General features: G+C 67.0%; 14 protein-coding genes. All 14 read right to left on the bottom strand.

Annotation, left to right across the window (positions count from 1 at the left end; all coding sequences use genetic code 11):
- Positions 1–52 precede the first annotated feature (52 nt).
- The gene (locus BLU29_RS17560) at positions 53–715 is read right to left on the bottom strand and encodes an ABC transporter ATP-binding protein (RefSeq protein WP_091060713.1); all 663 of its coding nucleotides are present in this window, start codon (positions 713–715) and stop codon (positions 53–55) included.
- 81 nt (positions 716–796) lie between these two features.
- Complete coding sequence (locus BLU29_RS17555; protein WP_091060710.1) at positions 797–1,846, bottom strand: small ribosomal subunit Rsm22 family protein; 1,050 nt, start codon at positions 1,844–1,846, stop codon at positions 797–799.
- On the bottom strand, positions 1,843–3,027 hold the full coding sequence (locus tag BLU29_RS17550; protein ID WP_231962272.1) for an SAM-dependent methyltransferase: 1,185 nt from the start codon (positions 3,025–3,027) through the stop codon (positions 1,843–1,845). The genes BLU29_RS17555 and BLU29_RS17550 overlap by 4 nt, the downstream gene beginning before the upstream one ends.
- Before the next feature lie 55 nt (positions 3,028–3,082).
- On the bottom strand, positions 3,083–3,949 hold the full coding sequence (locus tag BLU29_RS17545) for a tetratricopeptide repeat protein (RefSeq protein ID WP_091060707.1): 867 nt from the start codon (positions 3,947–3,949) through the stop codon (positions 3,083–3,085).
- A gap of 34 nt (positions 3,950–3,983) precedes the next feature.
- On the bottom strand, positions 3,984–6,446 hold the full coding sequence (locus tag BLU29_RS17540; RefSeq protein WP_091060705.1) for an ABC transporter permease: 2,463 nt from the start codon (positions 6,444–6,446) through the stop codon (positions 3,984–3,986).
- 94 nt (positions 6,447–6,540) lie between these two features.
- Entirely contained in the window at positions 6,541–9,039 is a 2,499-nt protein-coding gene (locus BLU29_RS17535; RefSeq protein WP_091060703.1) for an ABC transporter permease, read from the bottom strand.
- Between the two features lie 159 nt (positions 9,040–9,198).
- Positions 9,199–11,709: an ABC transporter permease gene (locus BLU29_RS17530; protein WP_091060701.1), complete on the bottom strand. Its 2,511-nt coding sequence runs from the start codon at positions 11,707–11,709 to the stop codon at positions 9,199–9,201.
- A gap of 31 nt (positions 11,710–11,740) precedes the next feature.
- Positions 11,741–11,887: a hypothetical protein gene (locus BLU29_RS18235; RefSeq protein ID WP_157693975.1), complete on the bottom strand. Its 147-nt coding sequence runs from the start codon at positions 11,885–11,887 to the stop codon at positions 11,741–11,743.
- 218 nt (positions 11,888–12,105) lie between these two features.
- Positions 12,106–12,855 (bottom strand): DUF4097 family beta strand repeat-containing protein, encoded by a 750-nt coding sequence (locus BLU29_RS17525; protein WP_091060698.1) that lies wholly within the window; start codon positions 12,853–12,855, stop codon positions 12,106–12,108.
- Between the two features lie 260 nt (positions 12,856–13,115).
- Complete coding sequence (locus BLU29_RS17520) at positions 13,116–15,551, bottom strand: ABC transporter permease (protein WP_157693974.1); 2,436 nt, start codon at positions 15,549–15,551, stop codon at positions 13,116–13,118.
- Between the two features lie 73 nt (positions 15,552–15,624).
- Positions 15,625–18,048, bottom strand: a complete 2,424-nt coding sequence (locus tag BLU29_RS17515; RefSeq protein WP_091060694.1) for an ABC transporter permease — start codon at positions 18,046–18,048, stop codon at positions 15,625–15,627.
- A gap of 151 nt (positions 18,049–18,199) precedes the next feature.
- Positions 18,200–18,910: an ABC transporter ATP-binding protein gene (locus BLU29_RS17510; protein WP_091060692.1), complete on the bottom strand. Its 711-nt coding sequence runs from the start codon at positions 18,908–18,910 to the stop codon at positions 18,200–18,202.
- Positions 18,911–19,080: 170 nt separating this feature from the next.
- Positions 19,081–20,334 carry an efflux RND transporter periplasmic adaptor subunit gene (locus BLU29_RS17505; protein WP_091060690.1) on the bottom strand — a complete coding sequence of 418 codons (1,254 nt, stop codon included), beginning with the start codon at positions 20,332–20,334 and terminating at the stop codon, positions 19,081–19,083.
- 517 nt (positions 20,335–20,851) lie between these two features.
- The gene (locus BLU29_RS17500; RefSeq protein WP_091060688.1) at positions 20,852–22,198 is read right to left on the bottom strand and encodes an ATP-binding protein; all 1,347 of its coding nucleotides are present in this window, start codon (positions 22,196–22,198) and stop codon (positions 20,852–20,854) included.
- Positions 22,199–22,215: the final 17 nt, after the last annotated feature.

Raw genomic sequence — 22,215 nt, 5'->3', positions numbered from 1 at the left:
GCGGCAATTCTCGGGAGAAAGCGAACCTGACATGGCGCCGGAGCATGGGGGATCAGCTGATCAGCAGGCCGTCGGCGAGGCGGATGATCCGGCTGCCGTAAGTGGCGTTCTCCGCCGAGTGCGTGACCTGGATGATGGTGGTGCCTTCCTCGTTGAGCTTCTTGAAGAGCTTCATGATCTCCCGGCCCTGGTCGGAGTGGAGGTTGCCGGTGGGCTCGTCGGCGAGGATGAGCGAGGGCTTGGCGATGAGCGCGCGGGCGACGCCGACCAGTTGTTGCTGGCCGCCGGAGAGCTGGCTGGGATAGAGATCCTTTTTCCCGACGATGCCGAACTTGTCGAGCACGTCGCACACGACCGACTCGCGCTCCTTCTTGGGCATGTCGCGGTAGGAAAGCGGAATCTCGAGGTTCTCGTAGACCGTGAGGTCGTCGAGGAGGTGGTAGCTCTGGAAGACGAAGCCGATGTGCTTTTTCTGCAGCTCGAAGCGCTTCTTCTTGTCGAGCTTGTGGACGGCCTCGCCCTTCAGGGTGTATTCGCCGCCCCACGCGCTGTCGTGCAGGCCGAGGATGTGCAGCAGGGTGGACTTGCCGGAGCCGGAGTTGCCCATGATGGAGACGAACTCACCCTCGTTGATCGTGAGGCTGATGTTGCGCAGGGCATAGAAGACTCCGCCCTTGAGCGGGTAGACTTTTTCAACGTTACGGAGCGTGATCATGGGGGAGGAAGGGAAGGCTTTTTGAACCACTAATGGACACTAATGAACACTAATTTTCAGTGGGAAGTTACGGAATAAGCTTCAGAGCGGCTTGATTTGCATGATGCGGCCATGGGCGTGCGCCCAGCGGTGCAGCTCCGGGCCGGCGCCCTGCTTCAGGGCCTTGAATAATTCGGGTGCGTCGCGCTTCTGCAGCATCAGTTCGGCCACGCCGCTGGCGTCGCAGCTGAAGATCTTGGCATAGCCCTTGTAGTGGCGCGGTTCGCCGAGGATGCGGGAAAGCTGTAGCGGCGGTCTATGACCGTCGTCGTTGTTGGCCTCATCATCGTTCCGGCGGTCATAGACCGCCGCTACAGAGGTGGGCCGGCGGTCGAGCGCGAGGAAGCAGTAGGGCAGGGAGCGCAGGTCGATGCCGGCGCGCTGGCCGAACTTCACCCAGTCGGAGTCGGCATAAAGGTTGGCCGGCGGCGACGCGAAGAAGTGGCACCAGTGCCGTTCGTTGCCGGCCGCGAGCACGCCGCAGGCGGCGTGGTGCGGACAGGGAGCGACGGGGTTCAGGCCGGCGGCGCGCAGTTTCTCGCGCCAGCCGCCGAGCGCGCGGCTGACCTCGTGCGTGCCGGGTTCGACCCAGAGGATGGTCTGGGCGCGGGCGCACAGGTCGGCGAGCTCCGCTCGCGCCACGTCGGCGAGCTCGTTGAGCACATGGCTGGCGACCAGCACGCCGATCGGCTCATCCGAGCGGAGGTAACGGGCGTCAGCGCGGCCGGCTTCGAGCTGCGGGTATTGTTTCCGCGCGCGGTGTTCGGCGAAGTCCATCGCCAGCTCCGAGTGGTCGTGCACCAGCAGCCGGGTGAAGCTCGCCGCGCCGAAGAAGTCCACGACGCGCCGGCCGGCGACGCCGCTGCCGCAACCCCAGTCGAGCACGGTGGCGCTGGCGGGCGGGGTCCAGCCGCGCCGTTTCAATTCGGCCAGCACCGCGTCCCACTTCCAACCGATGCGCTCGCCGTAGGTGAGGTCGTAGCTTTCGAGGTCGGTGATCGTGTGCCAGTAGGGGCCGGCGGACTTCGCCTCGGACAGAAACGTTTCGCGCAGCCGGTCGAGGACTTCCCAGTCGAGCGTCTCCCAGTTCATGTGCCGAGATCGAAATAGAACTGCCGCGCGAGCGCCTGCGACTTGATGCCGTAGAAGGTGGCCAGCTCGCGCACCTTCAGGGCGGCGGACTCGGTGCGCGCCGGGCCGTTTCGCTTGGTGGCGGCGATCATGAGGTTCTTCGCCGTATGCTCAGTCGAGATGAACTCGAACACCTTCGTGTCGTAGCCCGCCCACTCGAGCAGCAGGGCGCGGAGGGCGTCGGTGGCAAATTCGGCGTGGCGCTCCTGGAAAATCCCATGGCGCAAGGCGGGAGCCAGGACCGGGGCGGCGACCAGCTGGGGACGCAACTCCTTCTGGCAGCATGGGGCCACCACGAGCAGCGCGGCGCCGGCCTGCACGCCCTTGGCGAGCGCGTCGTCCGTGGCGGTGTCGCAGGCATGCAGGGCGATGAGCACGTCGAGCGCGGGGAGCCTGGCCGACTCGATCGTGCCTTGGACAAAGTTGAGGTTCGCCCGCGCCGTCTCGCGGGCGATCCGGTTGCACAGGGTCACGAGTTCCTCGCGGGCCTCGATGCCGCGGACGTGCGCGGCGCGCTGCTCGACCAGGTTGAAGTAATCGTGCGTGGCGAACGTCAGATAACCCTTGCCGCAGCCCATGTCGGCGATCTCGAGCGGCCGGTGGGTCGGCAAGGCCGCGTCGGCGGCGAGGTGGCTGAGGATTTCGGTGAACTTGTGGATCTGCCGGTGCTTGTCGGCCAGGCCCTCCCGGACGGCGCCGGTGGCGGTCGTGACGCCCAGCTTTTCGAGCCAAGGCTGGCTCTGCTCCGGGAGCAGACGCTGCTTGGTGCGGTCGTGCTCTCCCCCGGCCTTTTCCACCGCGGCCGGACCGTAGGTGAGGCGCGGTTCGCCCTTCTTGTTGAACTCGAGCTGCGCCATCCGCGCCGTGGTGAAGAGGTGGGCGCTGTGAAAGTCGGCGCCGACAAGCGCGGCCAGCGCCGTGATGGCGTCTTCCGGCGCGTGGTTCTTCGTGATGTCCTGCCGGTCATGCCGCCAGACGAAGGAAAGGTGCGGAGCGCCGCGCAGGACCACGGGCCGCACCAGCAGGTTGCGCAGGGTGGCGTCGCCGCCGCGCGGCTTGCCAAGCGTGAGCTTCACGAAGCTGCCGTCGCGCACGCTGGTGCCGAGCTGAATCAGGAAGTCCTCACGGGGCGGATTGCTCACGGCCATGAGCATAGTGAAAACCCGGCGATTGCGAGCGCGATGAGCCGCGGCCCGCTCAAAGCTTTTTCAACGCCTCGATGGCCTGGGGAAACTTCGGGTCGGCTTTGAGCGAAGCCTCGTAGGCGGCACGGGCGCCCGGCTTGTCACCCTGTTTCTCGAGGATGTTGCCGATGCGCCAGTGGGCGGCGGCATGTCCGGGCTCGCCCGCCGGCGCGGGCAGCTCCACGCAACGGCGCAGCGCGGCCAGGCCCCGGTCGAGGAACTGGCCGGTGTTGGCGGCGAGGCGGCCGACCTGGTAGAGCGAGGTGTAATCGTCGGGCTTGTCCTTCAGCACCTCGTCGAACTCGGCGAGAGCAAGGGCGTATTTCTGCTCGTTCGCGTAATAGGCGGCAAAGATCTGCCGGCCGCGCGGGGGGTCGAGGCGCTTGATTTCCTCCGCCTGGGTCAGCGCCTTCTCCTTGCTGCCACCGGCAAAGCCCGGGGCCTGCAGGTAGAAGTTGAACAGGCTTTGGCGCGCGTCGACGCTTTTGCCGTCGAGCTCGACGGCTTTTTCATACTCGGCCTGGCATTTGCCGGCCAGGCTGATCTTGGAAAACAGGCCGGCCTTCTGGGCTGCCAGACCGTAGGCATCGCCCAGCCGGTGGTGGAAGCGCGCGTCGTCCGGCACCAGCGCCACGGCTTTCTCAAAGCAGGCCACGGCCTGCTCATGATCGTCGCGCTGGAGCGCCAGCCGGCCCAGATAGAACTGGATGTCGGCGTTTTTCCCGTCGGCCTGGGCGAGGGTTTCGAAAGCCTTTTGCGCCTCGAGTGGCTTGTGCTGCTGGTAGAGTTCGACGGCGGCCTTGAAGGCGGCCGGGTCGACGGCGGCGACCCCGAGGGCGGTGAGACTGAGGCCGGCCAGGACGGCGCAGAATCGTTGCATGCAGTGGAGAACCTGGGGCGGACGGGAAGTTCCGTCAATCAGCCCGCAGGGCCACCATGGGATCCACGCGGGTGGCGCGGCGGGCCGGAAACCAGCACGCGAGCAGCGCGACGCTGGCGAGGAGGAGCGAGACGATGGCGAAGGTCCAGCCGTCGAAGACGCTGGTTTCGAAGAGCAGGCCCTGCAGGGCGCGGGTGGCGGCGAACGAGCCGGCCAGACCGAGGGCGACGCCGAGCAGGACGACCTTCATGCCCTGGCCGACCACCAGACGGAGCACGTCCCGGCGGGTGGCGCCGAGGGCCGAGCGGATGCCGATCTCGCGGGTGCGCTGCGTCACGTTCCAGGCGACGACGCCATAGATGCCGACGGCGGCCAGCGCGAGGGCGATGACGGCGAACAGGCCCAGCAGCACGGTGTTGAACCGCGTGGACTGGAGCGAGTCGCCGATGATCGTGTTCATGGTGGAGATGCGCTCGACGGGCAGGTCCCGGTCCTGCGATTTGAGCACGCCGCGCAGCGCCGGCACGGCGTCGAGGGGTTCCCCGTGCGTGCGCACGAGGAGGATCATGAACCGGCGCATCTGCGGATAGTTCCAGGACTGGCGGACCGGAATGTAGGCGGCGGCGGGTGGATCGTTGTCGAGACCGAAGTGCCGCGCGCTCTGGACCACGCCGACCACCGTCGCCCACTGGAACTTGTCGAAACCCGCCGGCAGCATGCCGGGTTTGATCAGGTTGTCCGGCGCGCCCAGCATCACCTGCTTGCCGAGGGGCTCGCCCTCGGGCAGGAATTTCTTCACCGCCGCCTCGTTGAGGACGATCACCGGCGGCGAGCCGGCCCGGTCGGTCTCATTGAGGACGCGGCCGCGCACCAGCCGCAGCCCTTGGGCGCGGAAGTAATCGTCGGTGACGAGGGAGAACTGGACATCCTTCATCTGGGCTATGTCGGTGTAGGTCTGGCCCTCGACGACGAGCGGCATGCCCGAGCCGTTGAGGAAGGGCGCGTTGGTGCTGGCCGCGACGGCGGCGACGGCGGGAAGCGACCGGAGGCGCGCCACCGCGTCCTCGAAGAACCGCGTGGCCTGTTCGCTGGTGCCGTAGCGATTCTCGGGCAACTGGATCGGGATCGTGAGAAGGTTGTCGCGGTTGAAGCCCACCTCGACGGCGTAGACGCGCGCGAGACTGCGCAGGAGCAGGCCGGCGCCGATCAGCAGCATGAGGGAGAGGCTGACCTCGGCGACGATGAGCCCGGCGCGGATCCGGCCGGTGCGCACACTGGCCGTGCCGCGGCTGCCCTCGTTGAGGCCGTTGCCGCCGGCGGCGCTGGAGCCCTCGAGCGCGGGAAACAGGGCGAACAGCAGCATGGTGCCGAACGTGACGGTGGCGGCAAAAAACATGACGGGCGCGTTGACCCGGATGACGGCTTCCACCGGCACGGTGTCCTGCGGCAGAATGGCCAGCAACCCATCGAGGCCCCAGACCGCGAGGCCCAGGGCGGCGATGCCGCCGAGCACGGCGAGCGGCACACACTCGACCAGCATCTGGCGGATGAGCTGCCCCCGGCTGGCACCCAAGGCGGCGCGCACGGCAAATTCGCGGCGGCGGGCGATGGTGCGCGCCAGGAGCAGGTTGGCGACGTTGGCGCAGGCGATCAGCAGCACGGCGGCGACGGCGCCCAGCATCAGCAGGAGCGGATTCCGGAACGGGCCCGAGACCGACTCGCTCAGGTAGCGCATGGTGACGCCGACATCCCGGTTGCTGTCGGGGTGTTGTTGGGCGATCTGGCGGGCGATGACCGACAGCTCAGCGCGGACGTCATCGATGGTGCGGCCCGGGGCGGCGCGCGTGACGACCCAGGAGTCATTGCGTATGATGCGGCTCTGCATCAGGTCCGAGCCCGCCTGGAGCCCGACGGGGGTCCAGACGTCGGCGGCCCAGAATTTGAAGGTGGGAGGCATGACGCCGATCACCGTGTAGGACTTGCCGTCGAGGGTGATGGGGTGGTCCAGGATGCTCCGGTCTCCGGAGAAGCGCTTCTGCCAGGTGGCGTAGCTCAACACGCACACCGGCGGGGCGGCGGGGGTGTCTTCGGCGTCGGTGAACACGCGGCCGAGCACCGGCTGCATGCCGAGCAAGGGCCAGACCGGCGCGGACACGGCGCCCTGGCGGAGCACAGCGGGTTCCGGGAGGCCCGTCAGCGTGGCGGACGTGCCGGTGGCGAAGGCGAGGTGCTCGACGCTGCGTGCGTCCCGGCGCCACTCGAGGTAATCGAGGTAGGCCACCGGCATCTGGCTGTTGGGGCGATCCAGCCGGTTCGACCCGACGAAGAGGATGTGGTTGCCGTCCTGATAGGGGAACGGATGCAGCAGCACGGCGTTGATGACGCTGAAGATCGCCGTGGTGGCACCGATGCCCAAAGCCAGGACCGTTATCACCGTGGCGGTGAAGCCGGGGGCCTTGGTGAGCTGGCGCAAGGCGAAGCGCAGTTCAGGGAACATGGGAGAAAGAAGGAGTAAGCAACGGGGAGCGTGTATTAGGGAAGTGAGGGTCCCGGGATATTCGGCGCGTAATACCACGCTCGCTACTTCATCGTCACTCGGCACGGAGCGCCACCATCGGGTCGACGCGGGTGGCACGGAGGGCGGGCACGAGGCAGGAAAGCGCGGCCACGGCGGAAAGCAGCAGGACGACGAAGCCGTAGATGGCCGGATCGAAGCGGTTCACGCCGAAGAAGAGTCCGGCATAGGCGCCGGTGAACCAGAGCACGAGCAGCAGCGCGCCGAGCAGGCCGAGGGCCAGGCCGACGAACAGCTGGCGGCCGCCCTGGTCGAGCACCATCACCAGGATCTGGCGGCGGCCGGCACCGAGCGCCATGCGCACGCCGAACTCCTGCGTGCGCTGGTTGACGGCGAAGGCCATCACCCCATACACGCCGACCGCGGCGAGCAGGGTGGCCACGCCGCCGAAGAGGCTGAACATCGTCGCGAGGATGCGGTTTTGCGCGAGGACGTCGTCCTGGGCGCGGCGCGGCGTCTCCACGAAATAAAGCGGCAGGTTCGGGTCGACCGCGGCGACAGCCTTGCGCAACTGGTCGTCGATCGCGTGCGGCGAGCCACCGGGCGGCCGTACCAGGAGGGTGGCGAACGGGGGCGTCAGCACATTCAACGGGATGAACATCCCGACCGTGTTGACGGTGGGGCTGAACGGCGGCGCCTGCATGACGGTGTCGGGCGCGACGCCGACAACGGTCCGCCACGGGCCGGAATTGCCGCCGCCGAACGGCCGGACCTTGCGGCCCAGCGCGGCGCTCGCGGTGCCGAAATTCTTCCGGGCGAAGGAGGCGCTGACGATGACGACCGGCTGGCGGGCGTCGTTGTCGTCGCTGGTGAAGTCACGGCCCGCGATGACCTTCAGGCCGAGCGTTTCAAAGTAGCCCTCGCTGACATTCTCGAACGAACCCTGCGGGCGGTCGCGCTCGGTGGCATAGCTGACGCCGTCGACCTCGTAGGGTCCGTTGCCGGCGACGATCATGCGGAAGCGGGAGCTGACCGCGGCCGAGGCGATGCCCGGGGTGGCGCGCAGCTCGCGCAGGACCCGCTCGTAGAATTTCCGGCGGTCCGCCTCGGCCGGGTAATCGTCGGTGGAAAACAGGCCGACGCGCGCGGCCAGCACGGTCCCGGGGTCGTAGCCATAGTCGATCCGCTGCTGGTTGACCACGGAGCGGATGACGAGCGTCGAAAGGACGAGCAGCGCGCAGGCGAGGCCGATCTGGGTGATGACGAGACCGCGCGTAAGGACGTTGGTCGCACGGCTGGTGTTGCCCCGGCCGGCGTCCTTGAGGGCGTCGGCGGCGTTGGCGCGCGAGGCGAGGAAGGCCGGGAGCAGGCCCGACCCGACGGCCGCGAGCATCGCGACGCCGACCGTGAAGGCGAGTACCCGGGGGTCGATCGCGAAATGAACCCAGGACGGCGGCGGCGGAATTTGAATCGCGAGGGCCTCGTTGAACAGGTCGATCGCATAGAGCGACAGGAGGACGCCGGCGACGGCGCCCAGGCCGGCCAGCAGCACGTTTTCGGTCAGCATCTGGCGGACGAGGCGGGCGCGGGTGGCGCCGAGCGCATTGCGCACGGCGAGTTCCTTGTGCCGCAGCGTGGCGCGGGCGAACTGCATGTTCATCACGTTGACGCAGGCGATCAGCAACACGCCGACCACCGCGCCGAACATGAGGTAGAGCATCATGCGCTGGTTGCGGCCGACGAAATTCTGGATCAGGGGCCGGACGGACGCCTCGGTCAGGAGCTTGTTCGTGTCGGGATACATCCCGGCGAGGCGGGCGGCGAGCGCGTCCCACTCCTGCCCGGCCTGGGCGAGGGTCACGCCGGGCTTCAGCCGGGCGAGGATGCCGACGTTTGGCGCCGCGGCGATGCCGAGGCCGGCCGCCACCTGGAAATTCCTGGCCGGCGGGGCGAAGGTGTTGAACAGCGGCAGCCAGATCTGCTCCTGCTGCGGGAAGGCGAAGCCGGGCGGCATCACGCCGATGATCGTGGCGGCGCGGCCGTTGAGCCGGACCGTCTGGCCCACGATGCCGCGCGCGCCATTGAACTCGTGCTGCCAGGTCGTGTGGCTGATCAGCGCCACGCGGGGGGCCTCGGGCCGGTTGTCGTCGGCCGTGAAATCACGGCCCAGGACCGGTTTGACGCCGAGGACGGAAAAGAAATTTTCCGTGACGTAGGCACCCTGCAGCCGCTGCGGCGTCCGCGTGATCGTGATGTTGATCGTCGAGAGGTTGAGATAGGCGGCGAGATCGGTGAAGGACCGCTGCGCGGGGCGCAATTCGAGGTAGTCGGCGGGCAGCAGGTTGGTGGTGACCTCCGGCGGCTGCTTGGGGTCGCGCCACTGCACGTCGACCAGCTGCGCCGGCTCGGGAAAGGGCATGCCGCGCAGCAGCACCCCGTCGATCACGCTGAACATGGTCGTGACGCCGCAGATGCCCACGGCGAGCACGAACACCGCGAGGGCGCAGAAGGACTTTTCCTTGAAGAGGACCCGGAGTCCGATGCGCAGGTCTTGGAAGAAGGTTTCGAGAATCATGGTGGGTGGGAGGGAAAATGGCCGGTCACCCGGCCCGCGGGGCGATCATCAGCCTTCGCGCAAGGCTTCCGCCGTCGCCAAGCCGATGGCGGACACGACGGCTGACGAGATGCGTGCGGGGCAACAGAGGTGACATGCAAAAATGGCGTCCTGGTTCGATTATTCGGCGCGGAGCGCCACCATCGGGTCGACGCGGGTGGCGCGGCGCGCCGGGACGAGGGTGGCGAAAAGAGAAACCACGATGATCAGCAGCGATACGGACACATAAGTAAGGGGGTCGCTGGGCGTGATCTGGAACAAGGTGAGGGCATTGATAATCGCATCTCCTGCTAAAAGAGCGGCCGGAAGCGTCAGAAGGAGTCCCAGACTCAGGCCGATTCCAATCTGCCATACGCCCTGCCGCAGGACCATGCGGAGGATGCGGGCGGCGTCGGCCCCCAGCGCCATGCGCACGCCGAACTCCTGGCTGCGCTGGTTGACGGAGAAGCTCATCACGCCGTAGAGGCCCACGGAGGCGAGCAGCACGGCGATGGCGCCGAAGACCGCGAACATCACGGCCACGAGCCGGTTCTGGGACAGGAAGGTGTCGATGGCGGACTTGGGCGTGCCGACGAAATAAAGCGGCAGGTTCGGGTCGACCTTGTTTACGATGTTCTGGACCGCGGCGGCGAGGGCCTCGGGCCGCTGGCCACCGCGCGGGCGGATCAGCGCCGTGCCGAACTGCTGGGCCTGCGGCGTGGCGGCCGCGGGCCCGAAGGCGGTATCGAAAAAGGGCACGTAGAAGCCGGTGCCGTCGGACTTGTTGTTGAACGGCCCGGCCATGCGCACGTCGGTGACGACGCCGACGACCTGGCGCCAGGGGCCCGGTTGCGTACCGTTTTGGTTGATCGTGCGGAAACGGCGGCCGAGGGCCTGCCCGTTGAAATGCTTCTTGGCGAAAGTGGCGTTGACGACGGCGACGGGCATTTTCTGCTCGGAGTCCTCCTCGGTGAGGTAGCGGCCCTCGATCAGCTTCTGGCCGAGCACGTCGTTGTAGCCAGGCGTGACGTTTTCGAATTCGGACGTGGTGCGGTCGCTGTCCTGCTTGTATTCCTTGCCCTCGATCTCGATGGGCCCGTTGCCGGAGAAGACCATGCGGAAGCGGTTGGTCAGCGCGACGGCCTCGAACTGCGGCGCGGCGCGGAGCTCGCGCAGCAGCTTCTCGTAGAAGAGCTGGCGTTTTTCGGAAGTCGGGTAATCGCCTTCCATCAGGCCCATGCGGTTGCCGAGGACGGCGGAGAGGTCGTAGCCGTAGTCGATGGTCTGCTGCCTGACGATGGACTGCACCTGCAACATGGCGACAATGAGCAGGACACAGGTTAGCGTGATCTGGAAGATCACCAGGCCGCGGGTGATGATACCGACGGAACGGCTGGTGTTGCCGCGACCGCCTTCCTTGAGGGCGTCGATCGCGCTGGCGCGCGATGAGAGCCAGGCCGGCACGAAACCGGACACCACGGCCGAGAGCATGGTGGCGCCGACGACGACCAGCAGCACCTTGGTGTCGATGTTGAAAGTCATCCAGGCCGGGATCGGGTTGGCCGCATGCACATAGAGGTCGAGATAGTCGGTGGTCCAGAAGGCGATGCCCACGCCCACCACCGCGCCGATGGTGGCGACCAGCAGGCTCTCGGTCAGCATCTGGCGGATGAGGCGGACACGGGTGGCCCCGAGGGAGGAGCGGATGGCGAGCTCCTTGGCCCGCAGCGTGGCGCGGGCGAACTGCATGTTCATCACGTTCACGCAGGCGATGAGCAGCACGCCGACGCAGAACGCCAGCATGGTGAAGAGCAGGATATTGAGCTGGCCGCCGGTGAACGCCGCGATGAGCGGGCGGACATAGCCCAGCGTGAACTGCTTGTTGGTGTCAGGGTAGGCGGTCGCGAAGCCCTTCGCGATGCTGGAGATCTCGCTAGCGGCCTGCTCCGGGCTCACGCCCGGCTTGAGTCGCGCGATGACGGAGATGAAATTGACGCCGCGGTCGTTGCGCGGCTTGACCGGAAACTCGGCGTTGACGGGGATCCACAGCTCCTCGTTGGAGGGAAACTGGAACTTGGGCGGCATGACCCCGACGATGGTGCCGGTCCGGCCGTTGACCCGCACGGCCTTGCCGATGACCCCCGGGTCACCGCCGAAATCCCGGTGCCAGAGTGCGTCGCTCAGGATGACGGCCTTGTCGACGCCCGCCCGGTCCTCCTCGGGGAGGAAGTCGCGGCCGAGCACGGGCGAGACGCCGAGGGCGCGGAAAAAATCGTAGGTGATGTAGCCGCCGGTCAGGCGCTTGGGCTGGCCGTTGTAGGTCAGGTTGACGGTGGAGCCGTTGAGGTAGCCGACCCAATCCTCGAAGGATTTCTGCTGCTCCTTGAGGTCGGCGAAATCCGCCGTCGTCATGCGGGAGTTGAAATTGTTCGGCGTGAACTTTTCCGGGTCGGCCAGCTGCACGTCGACCAGGCGCTCGGCGGCGCGGAACTTGAAGCCGCGGAGGAGCACGCCGTTGACCACGGCGTACTGGGTCGTGACGGCGCCGATGCCGACGGCGAGCACGAAGACGGCGAGGGCGCAGAATCCCTTTTCCTTGATGAGCACGCGCAGGCCGATGCGCAGGTCCTGGAAGAAGGTGTCGATGATCATGGGGAGTGTAGTGAGTGGGTGACGCGAAAGATCAGCCCGTGAACAGCGCGACGCAGAGAAAACAAAACACGGCCACCGCGAGCGTGAGCAGTCCACTGCTGGCCATGCGCACCTGGGGCGTGCCGTTGTCGGGGTGGGGCGAAAGGGAAATCAGCCAGTTGTATTCGGTGCCGAACATGGAGAGAGTGCGTTCCCTTGCATGCGCGATGCCAAGGCCGTAGACTCTTGTTACTCATTGGAATGGAGCATCTAGAGAATACTTGCGTCGAGGCTCAGCGACGAAAACTTCTGAAAATGAAATTCCACCGTCCCAATTGTGGGATGCCCGAGAGAACTGTAGCGGCGGTCTGTGACCGCCGACGCCCACGAAACGGCGCGCATAAAGCGCGATACAGATCAATTCTCCTTGATGGAGATGCTGCCGTTGACGGTCTCGAGCGAGATGTCGGGACCGCCACTGCCAATCTGACCGCTGAGCGAATGGCGGCGGACCTTGCCGAGCTTCACCGCCTGGTCGATGTTGACGCTGCCGTTGACCGAATCGGCGTCGATCCGGGCGCCGGCGCCCTTGGGCAAAGCGACGCTCGTGCGGCCATTCACGGAATCGAGCTTCACCTTCTGGACCCCGTCGAGCGAGGCGAACTCGGCGCGGAGACTGCCGTTGACGGAGCCCAGGCGCGCGTCGGCGGCGAGCCCGGTGGCGGTGATGCTACCGTTGACCGTGTCCAGGTTGACGGAGCCGCGCACGCCGGTGACGGTGATGTCGGAATTGACGGAGTCGATTTTTTGCAGATGAGCCCCGGCCGGCACCATCAGCTTGTAGCGGACGGAGGCGTTGACGCTGCCCGAGAGCCAGCCGTCCTTTTTGGCATACTTGGTCTTGATGCTGAGCTTGGCGGGCGAGGAATCGATCTCGAGGGTGACCTTCGCCAGGTCCTCGTCGGTCTTGCCCTTCTTCTCCGCTTCCAACGAAACCTCGGCCTTGTCCCAGGCGACGATATCGATGTCGCCGTTGACGTTGTCGAGCTGAAGAGTGCCGTCGGCGGCCAGCGGGTAGGTCTGCTTGAAGGTCTCGGTGACGGTCGCACGCGCCAGGGTGGCGAGTGCGAACAGGGCGGTGCAGAGGAGGAGGGGGCGGGATTTCATGGAAGGGATAACTCAGCAAAGAGGCGGAAGGTTACTATTGAGGATTACCTATTGAAGTTACATCGATCGGTTAGCGGGTAGGGCGAGTCGTCCCGACGAGCCGCTTCGTGCCACGGCTCATCCGGAGGATTCGCCCTACCGGGCCTCGCGTCTCATCTTTAGGTCATGCTCAATAGGGAAATCATTCTCGTTCTCCTCCTCGTAATCGTTCTCCCGTTGTTTGCGGAGAGAAGGAGTAAGAGAACGAGAGCGATGGTTGGTTACTCGGCGCGCAGGGCCTCGAGCGGGTTCACCCGGATGGCCTTGCGGACGGGCAGCAGGCAGGCGGCGGTGGCGGCGAGCGCGAGCACAACCGGGGCGATCGCCAGTGTGGCCGGATCAGTGGCGGCGACGCCGTAAAGGAGCCCGCCGACGATGGAACTCAACGCGAGGTAGCCGGCGAGGCCGGCGGCGATACCGACCAGCACCAACCGCGCACCCTGGCGCAGCACGAGCGCCGCGATGTCGCCGGGGCTGGCGCCGAGCGCGATGCGGACGCCGAACTCCGAGGTGCGCTGCGCCACCGAGAAGGCCAGCACGCCATAGACGCCCAGCACGGCAAGCAGCAGCGCCACGCCGCTGAACAGGGAAAGGAGCACCATCGGGGCCTTGCGCGACTGCGCGACCTCGTCCATGCGCTGCTGCATGGTCTTGATGTCAAAGACGGGTTGCTCGGGGTCGGCCGAGCGGACGGCCTCGCGCACGGCGGCGGTCAGCAGCGTCGGGTCGCCGGCGGTCTTGACCACCAGCACCAGGTTGGCGGCAGGCCGCTGGGCAAAGGGAAAATAGAGCGTCTCTTTCTTCACGTCCTCCTCGAGACTCTGGAACTTGATCGATGCCACGACACCGACAATGACCCAGACGCCGGGGTGGGCGTCGTCGCCGCCGCGGTTGATGCGCTTGCCGATCGGATCCTGGCCGGGCCAGTATTTGTCGGCGAGCAGCTGGTCGACAATGACCACCTGCTGGGCCGTCCCGGCATCGGCTGCGGAGAACAGGCGGCCGCGGAGCAACGTGAGTCCCAGCGCCTTGAAATAGCCCGGGTCGACGATACGCTGCTGGGCATGCGGGCCCGGGGCGCCGGCCGGCACGACGATGTCGGGGCTCGAGTAGGAGCCCGAGCTGTTATTGCCGGTAAAGGGCAGGACGGTCGTCAGGCCGGCGGTCTGCACCCCGGGCAGGGCGCGCAGTCGCTCGAGCGTGGCGTTGGCGAAGGCCGTGCGCTTGTCCGGCTGGTCGTATTTGGCCTCGGGCAGGTCGAGGCGCGCCGTGATGACGCCACCGGGACTGAAGCCCGGGGTTTCCTGCAGGAGCTTCGCAAAGCTGCGGACGAGCAGGCCCGCGGTGGAGAGCAGCATGACCGCCAGGGCGATCTCGCCCACCACCAGGGCGGCGCGCAGGAAGGTGGTGCGCTTGCCGGCGGAGCCGCGGGTGCCGGCTTCCTTGAGCGCGGCGGCGGCATCGCCCCGCGAGGCCGACCACGCGGGCAGCGCGCCGAATGCGATCCCGGTGAGCAGGGCGCACAGCAGGGTGAAGGCAAACACGCTGAAATCGAGCTGCACGCCGAAGGCCCGCGGCAGCGTGGACAGGCCGAGGCGGCCGAAGGCGTCCACGCCCCACCAGGCGACCAGCAGGCCGAGGCCGCCGCCGGCGAGGAAGAGCACGAGGCTTTCGGTCAGCAGCAGGCGCATCAACCGGGCGCGGCCGGCGCCCAGCGCGGCGCGGATGGCGAGCTCGCGCTCGCGGGCCACGGCGCGGGCCAGCAGCAGGCTGGCGACGTTGGCGCAGCCGATGAGCAGCGCGGCGGCCACCCCGGCCTGCACGAGCCAGAGCATGCCGCGGATGTTGCCGACGTTCTGCTCGAGGAAACCGATGGTCCGGCCGCCGAAGCCGCTGGTCTTGTAGAATTCGCGGGAGTCGGTGAGCCGCTCGGCGTTGCGCGCCTGGATGAGGTCGAGGTCGCGCTGGACGGATTCGGCGGTGGCGCCGGGCTTGAGCCGGGCGATCATGGAGGAGTATTCATAACCGCGTTCGCTGTCGGTCTTTTCCTTCGGCAGGAAGGTGAACGGCACCCAGGCCTGTACGCGCGGCGCGGGGAAGTAGAAACTCTCGGGCATGACGCCGATGACGGTGTAGGGCTCGGTGTTGAGCCGGATGGTCTGGCCGATGAGGCTGGGGTTGGCGCCGAAGCGGTTCTTCCAGAGGTTGTGGCTGAGCACGATGACGTGATCGGCGCCCGGCTGGGCGTCGGTTTCGGTGAATACGCGGCCGCGGGCCGCCGCCGCTTGCAGCGTGGTGAAGAGCGACGGCGTGACGCGCTGGCCGATGATGCGCTCAGGCTCGCCGTCGGCGGAAAGGTTGTAGCTCATGTTTGTGAACATGGCGCTGTCGGCGAAGCCGCTGACCCCGGCTCTCCGGTCAAGGTAGTCCGGGATCGCGACGCCGGCGTTCGGCAGGCCCATCAGCGGGTAGGTGTTGTAGACATAGACCAGCCTCTCCGACTCCGGCCACGGGTAGGGCTTGAGCAGGATGGCGTGCACCACCGAGAAGATGGCGCTGTTGGCCCCGATGCACAGCGCCAGCGTGGCGATGGCGATGACGGCGAAGCCGGGAGTCTTGAGCAGCGAGCGAAGGGCGTATTTCAGATCGGTGAGCATGCAAGGGGATCGTTCTCTTAATCTTTCTTGTAATCCAAGCTTGGCGGCTGGGTTGGGGAAAGGGGGGAACGATTTACTCGGAGCGCAGCGCCACCAGCGGGTCGACCTTGGTGGCGCGGCGGGCGGGGATCCAGCAGGCCAGGAAACCCACGGCGGCCAGGAACAGGGAGACGCCGGCATAGATCAGCGGGTCGGTTGGGCTGACCTCATAAAGCTGCGAGGCGAGCAGGCGGGTGAGCCCGAAGGCCACGAGCAGGCCGATGACGAGGCCGGCGACGGTGAGCCGCAGGCCCTCGCGCAGGACAAGTCCGATGATGAGGGCCGGCGAGGCCCCGAGCGCCATGCGCACGCCGATCTCGCCGGTGCGCTGGCTGACGGAATAGGAGATGACGCCGTAGATGCCCAGCCCGGCGAGCAGGAGGGCGAGCAGCGCAAACCCGCCGACCAGGGCCATGACCAGGCGCCGGTCCGAGATGGAATCCGCGAGCAGGCTGGCGAAGGTGCGCACCTCGTCGACCGGCAGACCCGGATCGAACGCATGGACCGCGGCCTTGATTTCCTCGCGCATGCTGGCGGCGGGCCGGGTGGTGCGGACCACAAAGGAGAGGAACTCGTCGCCCAATTGTGCCGTCGGATAATACAGGGTGTCGCCTGGCGCGGTGATGAGGTCCTGGGCGCGGACATCGCCGACCACGCCGACGATCTCGCGCGGGATGGAGGCAATGCCCGTGATAAGCCGGCGGCCGATGGGATTCCCGCCGTTCGGGAAGAGCCGGCGCGCGGTGGACTCGCCGATGATCACGACATTCGGCTGGTTCCCGACGTCGCGCCAGGTGAAATCACGGCCGGCCTTGAACGGGATGCCGAGGGTGGCGAAGTAGCCCGGAATGGAATTGGCGCGGATGGCGATCCGGCGTTCGTTCATCGGCGGGATGGCCTGGCCCTCGAGGGCGAACGGGGAACGGGTGCCCCCGCCGGATACGACCGGCAGCTGATTGATGCCTGCGGCGGCCGTGACGCCCGGGAGCGTCGCGAGGCGTTCGTTCAATTGCTGATAGAAGGAGGTCTGGCGCGCGGTGTCGGGATACTGGCCCGGAGAAAGCTGAACGTTGAAGGTCACGATATTTTCCGTCTGGAACCCCGGGGAGACGTTCTGCAGCCGGGCGAAGCTGCGCAGCAGGAGGCCGGCGCCGACGAGCAGGACGAGGGAGAGGGCGACCTCGCCGACAAACAGGGCCGAACGCAGCCGGCCCGCGGCGCGCCCGCCGGTGTTGCCCCGGGTGGCGTCCTTGAGCGTCTCGTTGACATCGGCATGCGAGGCCTGCCACGCGGGCACGAAGCCCATGACGAGTCCGGTCAGGACGGAAAGGGCCAGCGCGAAGCCGAGCACGGGCACGTCGATGGTGATCTCCCGTGCCCGCGGCAGCAGGTCGGCCGCGGCGCGGGAGAGGACGCCGACAGCCCAGACGGCCAGCAGGCAGCCGAGGGCGCCGGCGAGGATGGAGAGCAACGTGCTTTCGGTGAGGAACTGCCGGACGATGCCGCCGCGCGTGGCGCCGAGGGCCGTACGCACGGCGATCTCCTTGCGGCGCGCGGTCAGGCGGACGAGGAAGAGGTTGGCGACGTTGGCGCACGCGATCAGCAGCACGACGCCGACGGCGGCGAGCAGCACGAAGAACGTCGGCCGCTGGTTGCCCACCAGGTCGTCCTGGAGGAAGCGGGCGAAGATGCCGGCGTTGGAGTCGACCTTCTCGGGGTTCGCCTGTCCGTAGCGGGCGCTGACCGTTTTCAGCTGCTCGTTGATCTGGGCCAGGGTGGTGCCGGGCTTGACCCGGCCGGTGACGACCAGGAAACCCGTGCCGCGCTGCAGGAGGTCATAGGGAATGCCTTCCTGCTCAAACGGGCGCGTCGTCCAGAGCGGAATGCCGCCGTTGGGAAACTGGAAGGAGGCCGGCAGGACGCCGATGATCGTGTAGGCGCGGCCGTCGAGCGTGAGGCCCCCGCCGATGACCCCCGGATCGCGGTTGTAGTGTTTCTGCCAGTATTCGTCCGTGATGAGGGCGACATTGGCGCCGCCGGCCTTGTCCTCCTCGGGCCGGAAGGCGCGGCCCAGCTGCGGCTGCACGCCGAGCATGGTGAAGAAGTTGGCGCTGACGCGGGCCGCCTGCTCCTGGGTCGGGTCGCCGCGGCCGGTGATGGTGAAGCCGGTGAAGGACTGTGCACTGAGGTCGGTGAAGACCGACATCTGATCGCGGAAATATTCGAAGCGGGGGTAGGAAAGATTCGCCTGGTCGAGGCCGCGATCGGCGAAGGCGCCCCAGACGCGAACGAGGCGCGCCGGTTCGGTGAAGGACAGCGGGCGCAGGAACAGAGTGTTGATCGCCGAGAAAATGGCGACGTTGGCCCCGATGCCGAGCGCGAGGGTCAGCAGCGCGATGAGCGTGAAGCCCGGGTGCTTGGCCAGCTGGCGGAACGCATAACGCAGGTCCTGGAACATGGCGTTTTTATTAAAAGGCACCGCCGCCAGGGCGCACTTGAAGCAGAGACCACCGAAAGGTTGCTGTCAGGCGCGGATGGCGGAGGTGCAAGTCGGTCAGTGTGTTGGGGGACCGGCGCGCCGACTGAGGGCGGTGCGCCGGCGAAAGGACTCAGTGGGCGGAGCCGGCCTCGACCTGCTCCTCGACGACGCGGCCGTCGAACACGTGGATGGTGCGCTCGGCGTGGCGCGCGAAGCGCGTGTCGTGCGTGACCATGACGATGGTGGAACCGGCGCGGTGCAGCGAGTGGAGCAGCTCCATCACGGCGTCGCCGTTCTTCGAATCGAGGTTGCCCGTGGGCTCGTCGGCGAGCAGCACGGCCGGGGAGCCGGCGAGGGCGCGGGCGACCGCGACGCGCTGCTGTTGACCGCCGGAGAGCTGGGAGGGCAGGTGCTTGGCGCGGTGGCCCATGCCGACCTTCTCGAGGGCCTCGGTCACGCGGGTCTTGCGCTCGCCGGCGGGCATGCCGCGGTAGGTGAGGGGCAGCTCGACGTTCTCATAGACCGTGAGGTCGCCGATGAGATTGAAGGACTGGAAAATGAAGCCGATCTCGCGGTTGCGGATGCGGGCGCGCTCGGGGAGCGTCAGGCCCTGGACGGGGCGGCCGTTGAGGACGTAGGTGCCGTCGGTCGGCGTGTCGAGCAGGCCGAGGATCGAGAGCAGGGTGGACTTGCCGCAGCCGGACGGGCCGGCGATGGAGACATACTCGCCCTTGCGGATGTCCATGTGGATGCCGGAGAGGGCGTGCGTCTCAACTTCATCGGTGAGGAAGACCTTGGTCACGCCGTCGAGTTTGATCAGGGAGGGATTTTCGGTGGTCATTTGGGTGAGGAGACAGGGTTAATGGGTTACTAACACGCGATGGGGCGTGGCGGTTACAGGAATTTAGCCGCGGGCGCCGTCGTCGGTGGCAACGAGGACGGTCAGGAGGGCGAGGATGAGGGCGGGGCACATGACGCTGGAATCTGCAATCTGGGATTTCAAATTTGAGATCAATTGAGCCGGACGCGGTCGTTGGAGTCCCACGGCGACATGTCGGAGAGGATCACGCGGTCACCGGGCTGGAGCCCGCCGACGATTTCAATGGTATTGACCGAGCTGCGGCCGAGCTGGACCTGGGTGCGGACGGCGTCGTTGCTGCCTTCGACGAGCTTGAAGATGCCCACGGTGCTCTTCTCCTGGCCGAAGGCCGGGCGGCCGACGTAGACGACCTCGTTCAGGCGCTCGAGCTCGATGGTGCCGTCGACCGAAAGGTCGGGGCGGGCACCGCGGGGGAGTTCGTTGACGATGGTGACGTCGACCAGGACGGTGCCGTTCTGCACGGCGGGATCGATGCGGGCGACCTTGCCCTCGACGATGCCGTTGCGGGTGTCGACCTGGGCGAGCTGGCCGATCGCGATGTCGCGGGCCTGGGTCTCCGCGATGTGTATCTCGGCCTTGAGCTTGGAGGGATCGGCCACGCGGGCGATGTTGGAGCCCGGCTGGACCTGGGCGCCGACTTCGACGGGCAGGGCGGAGAGCACGCCGGCCATGGGGGAGCGGACCTGGAGAGCGTCCAGCTCCTCCTGGCGGAGCTGAGCGAGGGAGCGAAGGCGTTCGACCTCGGCTTCCTGCACGGCGAGCTGCGGTTTGATGGAATCCTTGGCGAAAACGTAGCGCTTTTGCTCGATGGCATTGCTTATGGCGCCGTCGGCCGCGGTGGCCTGGGCGAGCTTGAGGTCGAGCTCGGAGACCAAGCCGTCGCGGAAGAGCTGCTCCTGGACGTCGGACCGCAGCTTGGTGGTTTCGAAGTTGGACTTGGCGCGAGCGGCCTCGGCCTCGGCGGCCAGCAGCTGGCTTTCGAGCTGCATGCGCTGGTTGGCCAGTTGGGCCTCGGCGGCGGCCAGTTGGGAGTTGGCGTTGGCGGCGGCGGAGACGACATCGGGGTTGCGCAACTCGAGGATCAGGCTGCCGGTCTCGACGATGGCGCCGGGGCGGAGGACGATCTTGTCCACGCGGCCCTGGGTGCGGGCGGAGATCCAGCGAATCTCCTCGGGCACCAGCGTGCCGAGGCCACGGACCTGGCGGACCATCGGGCCGCGTTTGACGGTGTCGATCCACACCAGGTTGCGCTCCACGGTGGGGGCGGCGGGCTTCAGCCGCGAGAGGGCGACGGTGATGCCGATGAGGACCAGAGCGGCGACGGATCCGTAGATGAGGCGTTTCCTGCGTTTTTCCTTGGCGGCGTTGGGGCGGGCGATGTCCATGCGGTGGTAAGTTGCCGGCCCCATTTGCAACGTTCATGCCAAGCACTCAGATAGCTATAAACCGCTGGTGGTGAGTCGTAAACGAATGACGACAAGATGCTGAGCAGGGCACATCAGAGCGAAGGCGGGATATGACTGTCCCGAAAATGGGATGCCAAACGACCGAGCGGAAGTCCGGGTAGCCAAGGCACGTTTCCAAATTCCGAGAAACCGGACGGAGGAGAGCGGGCTTTATGTTCCGTAATGCGAAAACCAGGCCAAAGCCAAGTTAAAGCCAAGTTAAAGCCAAGCTAAAGCCAGGCCAAAGCCAAGCTAAAGCCAATGTGCGGCCAAACCCCGGCGTCACGCGGCCCGGGCGAGCCGCCGGCAGCCGGCCGTCCGGCCCCTCTGGCCAGGGAACGTCTTCAAAGGGTCATGGCGAGGAGTCACACCCTGCGAAAGGACGAAGCAATCCCGCTGGATCGCCATGGCTCGCGGCCGCGGGCCTCGCGATGACAAGGCACTTTGAAGACGTGCCTTAGGCCGGCAGACGCAAGCGGGCGAGGCAACCGGTGGTGCCCTCGCGATTTTCCAGCGTCAGGGTGCCGCCGTGATTTTCCGCGATTTGCCGGCACAGGACGAGGCCGATGCCGGAACCGGAAGGTTTCGTGGTGAAAAACGGCACGAAAAGATTCTGGAGATTGGCAATGCCGGGGCCGTCGTCCTCGACGAAAATCTCAACCTGGCCGGGAGCCTTGCGCCAGCCGACGCGGACGCAGCCGGTCGGGGCAGCCGACGGCCCGGCCTCGGGCGCGGCCTCGATGGCATTCTTGATGAGATTGATGAGCACTTGCTCGACTTGGGCGGCGTCGAGGGAGACCGTGATTTCCGGTCCCTCGAGCAACTGGACCGAGGAACGGCCCTCGAGCGTCACGATGCGGCGCAGCAGCGGCGCAAGATCGCAGGGCAGTTTGTTAGGCGCGGGCAGTTTGGCCAGCCGGGCATAGGACTGCATGAACTTGTTCAGGCCCTCGGCGCGCGTCTCGATGATTTCGAGGCCGCCCATCATGTCCTTTTCCCAGTCGTCGGCGCGCGCCGGGCGCCGGAGCATGGTGGTGAGTGAGCCGGCGATGGACTTGATGGGCGCGAGCGAATTGTTCAGCTCGTGGCCGATGACGCGCACGAGGCGCTGCCAGGCCTTCAATTCCTCTTCGCGAAGCGGCTGGCTGAGGTCGGCGATGACCACCAGCTTGTGCGGCAGGCCCCCCTCGCGGAAGCTCGTGCGCCGCATCCCCCAGCGGCCGGCGCCACCGGCAAAGGTGCGGCTCAGCACGCGGGTGCCTTCCCCGGCCAGGCAATCGGCGAGGTCGAGATCAGCCGCCTGGCGGCCGAGAATGCGCTCGGCGGGCTGGGCGATCAGCTCCTGCCCGGAGCGGTTGACGAGGCGGAGCGTTTCGTTGGCGTCGAAGGCGAAGATGGCGACATCGATTTCCTCCATGACCGTCCGGAGCAAGGCGGTGGCCTCGAGCGCGCCCAGGCGCTGCTCCTGGAGCACGCCGCCGAGCATGTTGATCTCGGCGAGCACGTCGCCCAGCGGCTCGTCGCGGTTGGCGCCGCGGGCCCGGACGGAGAAATCGCCCTCGCGCAGCGCGGTGAGCAGGTTGGCCATGGTCTGCAGCGGCCGGACGACCTGTTCGCGCACGGCCAGGGCAAAGCCCAGCCACGTCAGGGCGATGAACAGCGTGACCGTCCACTGGACCTTGGCCTCGTAGTCGCCGGCCCAGAGGATCCACATCACCGTCGCGACCGCCGGCAGGCCGCTGAGCAGCGTGTAGTAGAACACGCGTTGCTCGTGGGCGGTGCGGCGCTGGGATGGCTTTGCCATGCGATAAGCGGTAAGCT

Source organism: Opitutus sp. GAS368 (assembly GCF_900104925.1).
GTDB lineage: Bacteria > Verrucomicrobiota > Verrucomicrobiia > Opitutales > Opitutaceae > Lacunisphaera.
Note: the sequence above shows the minus strand (reverse complement) of the source record. Positions and strands in the feature narration are given on the sequence as shown.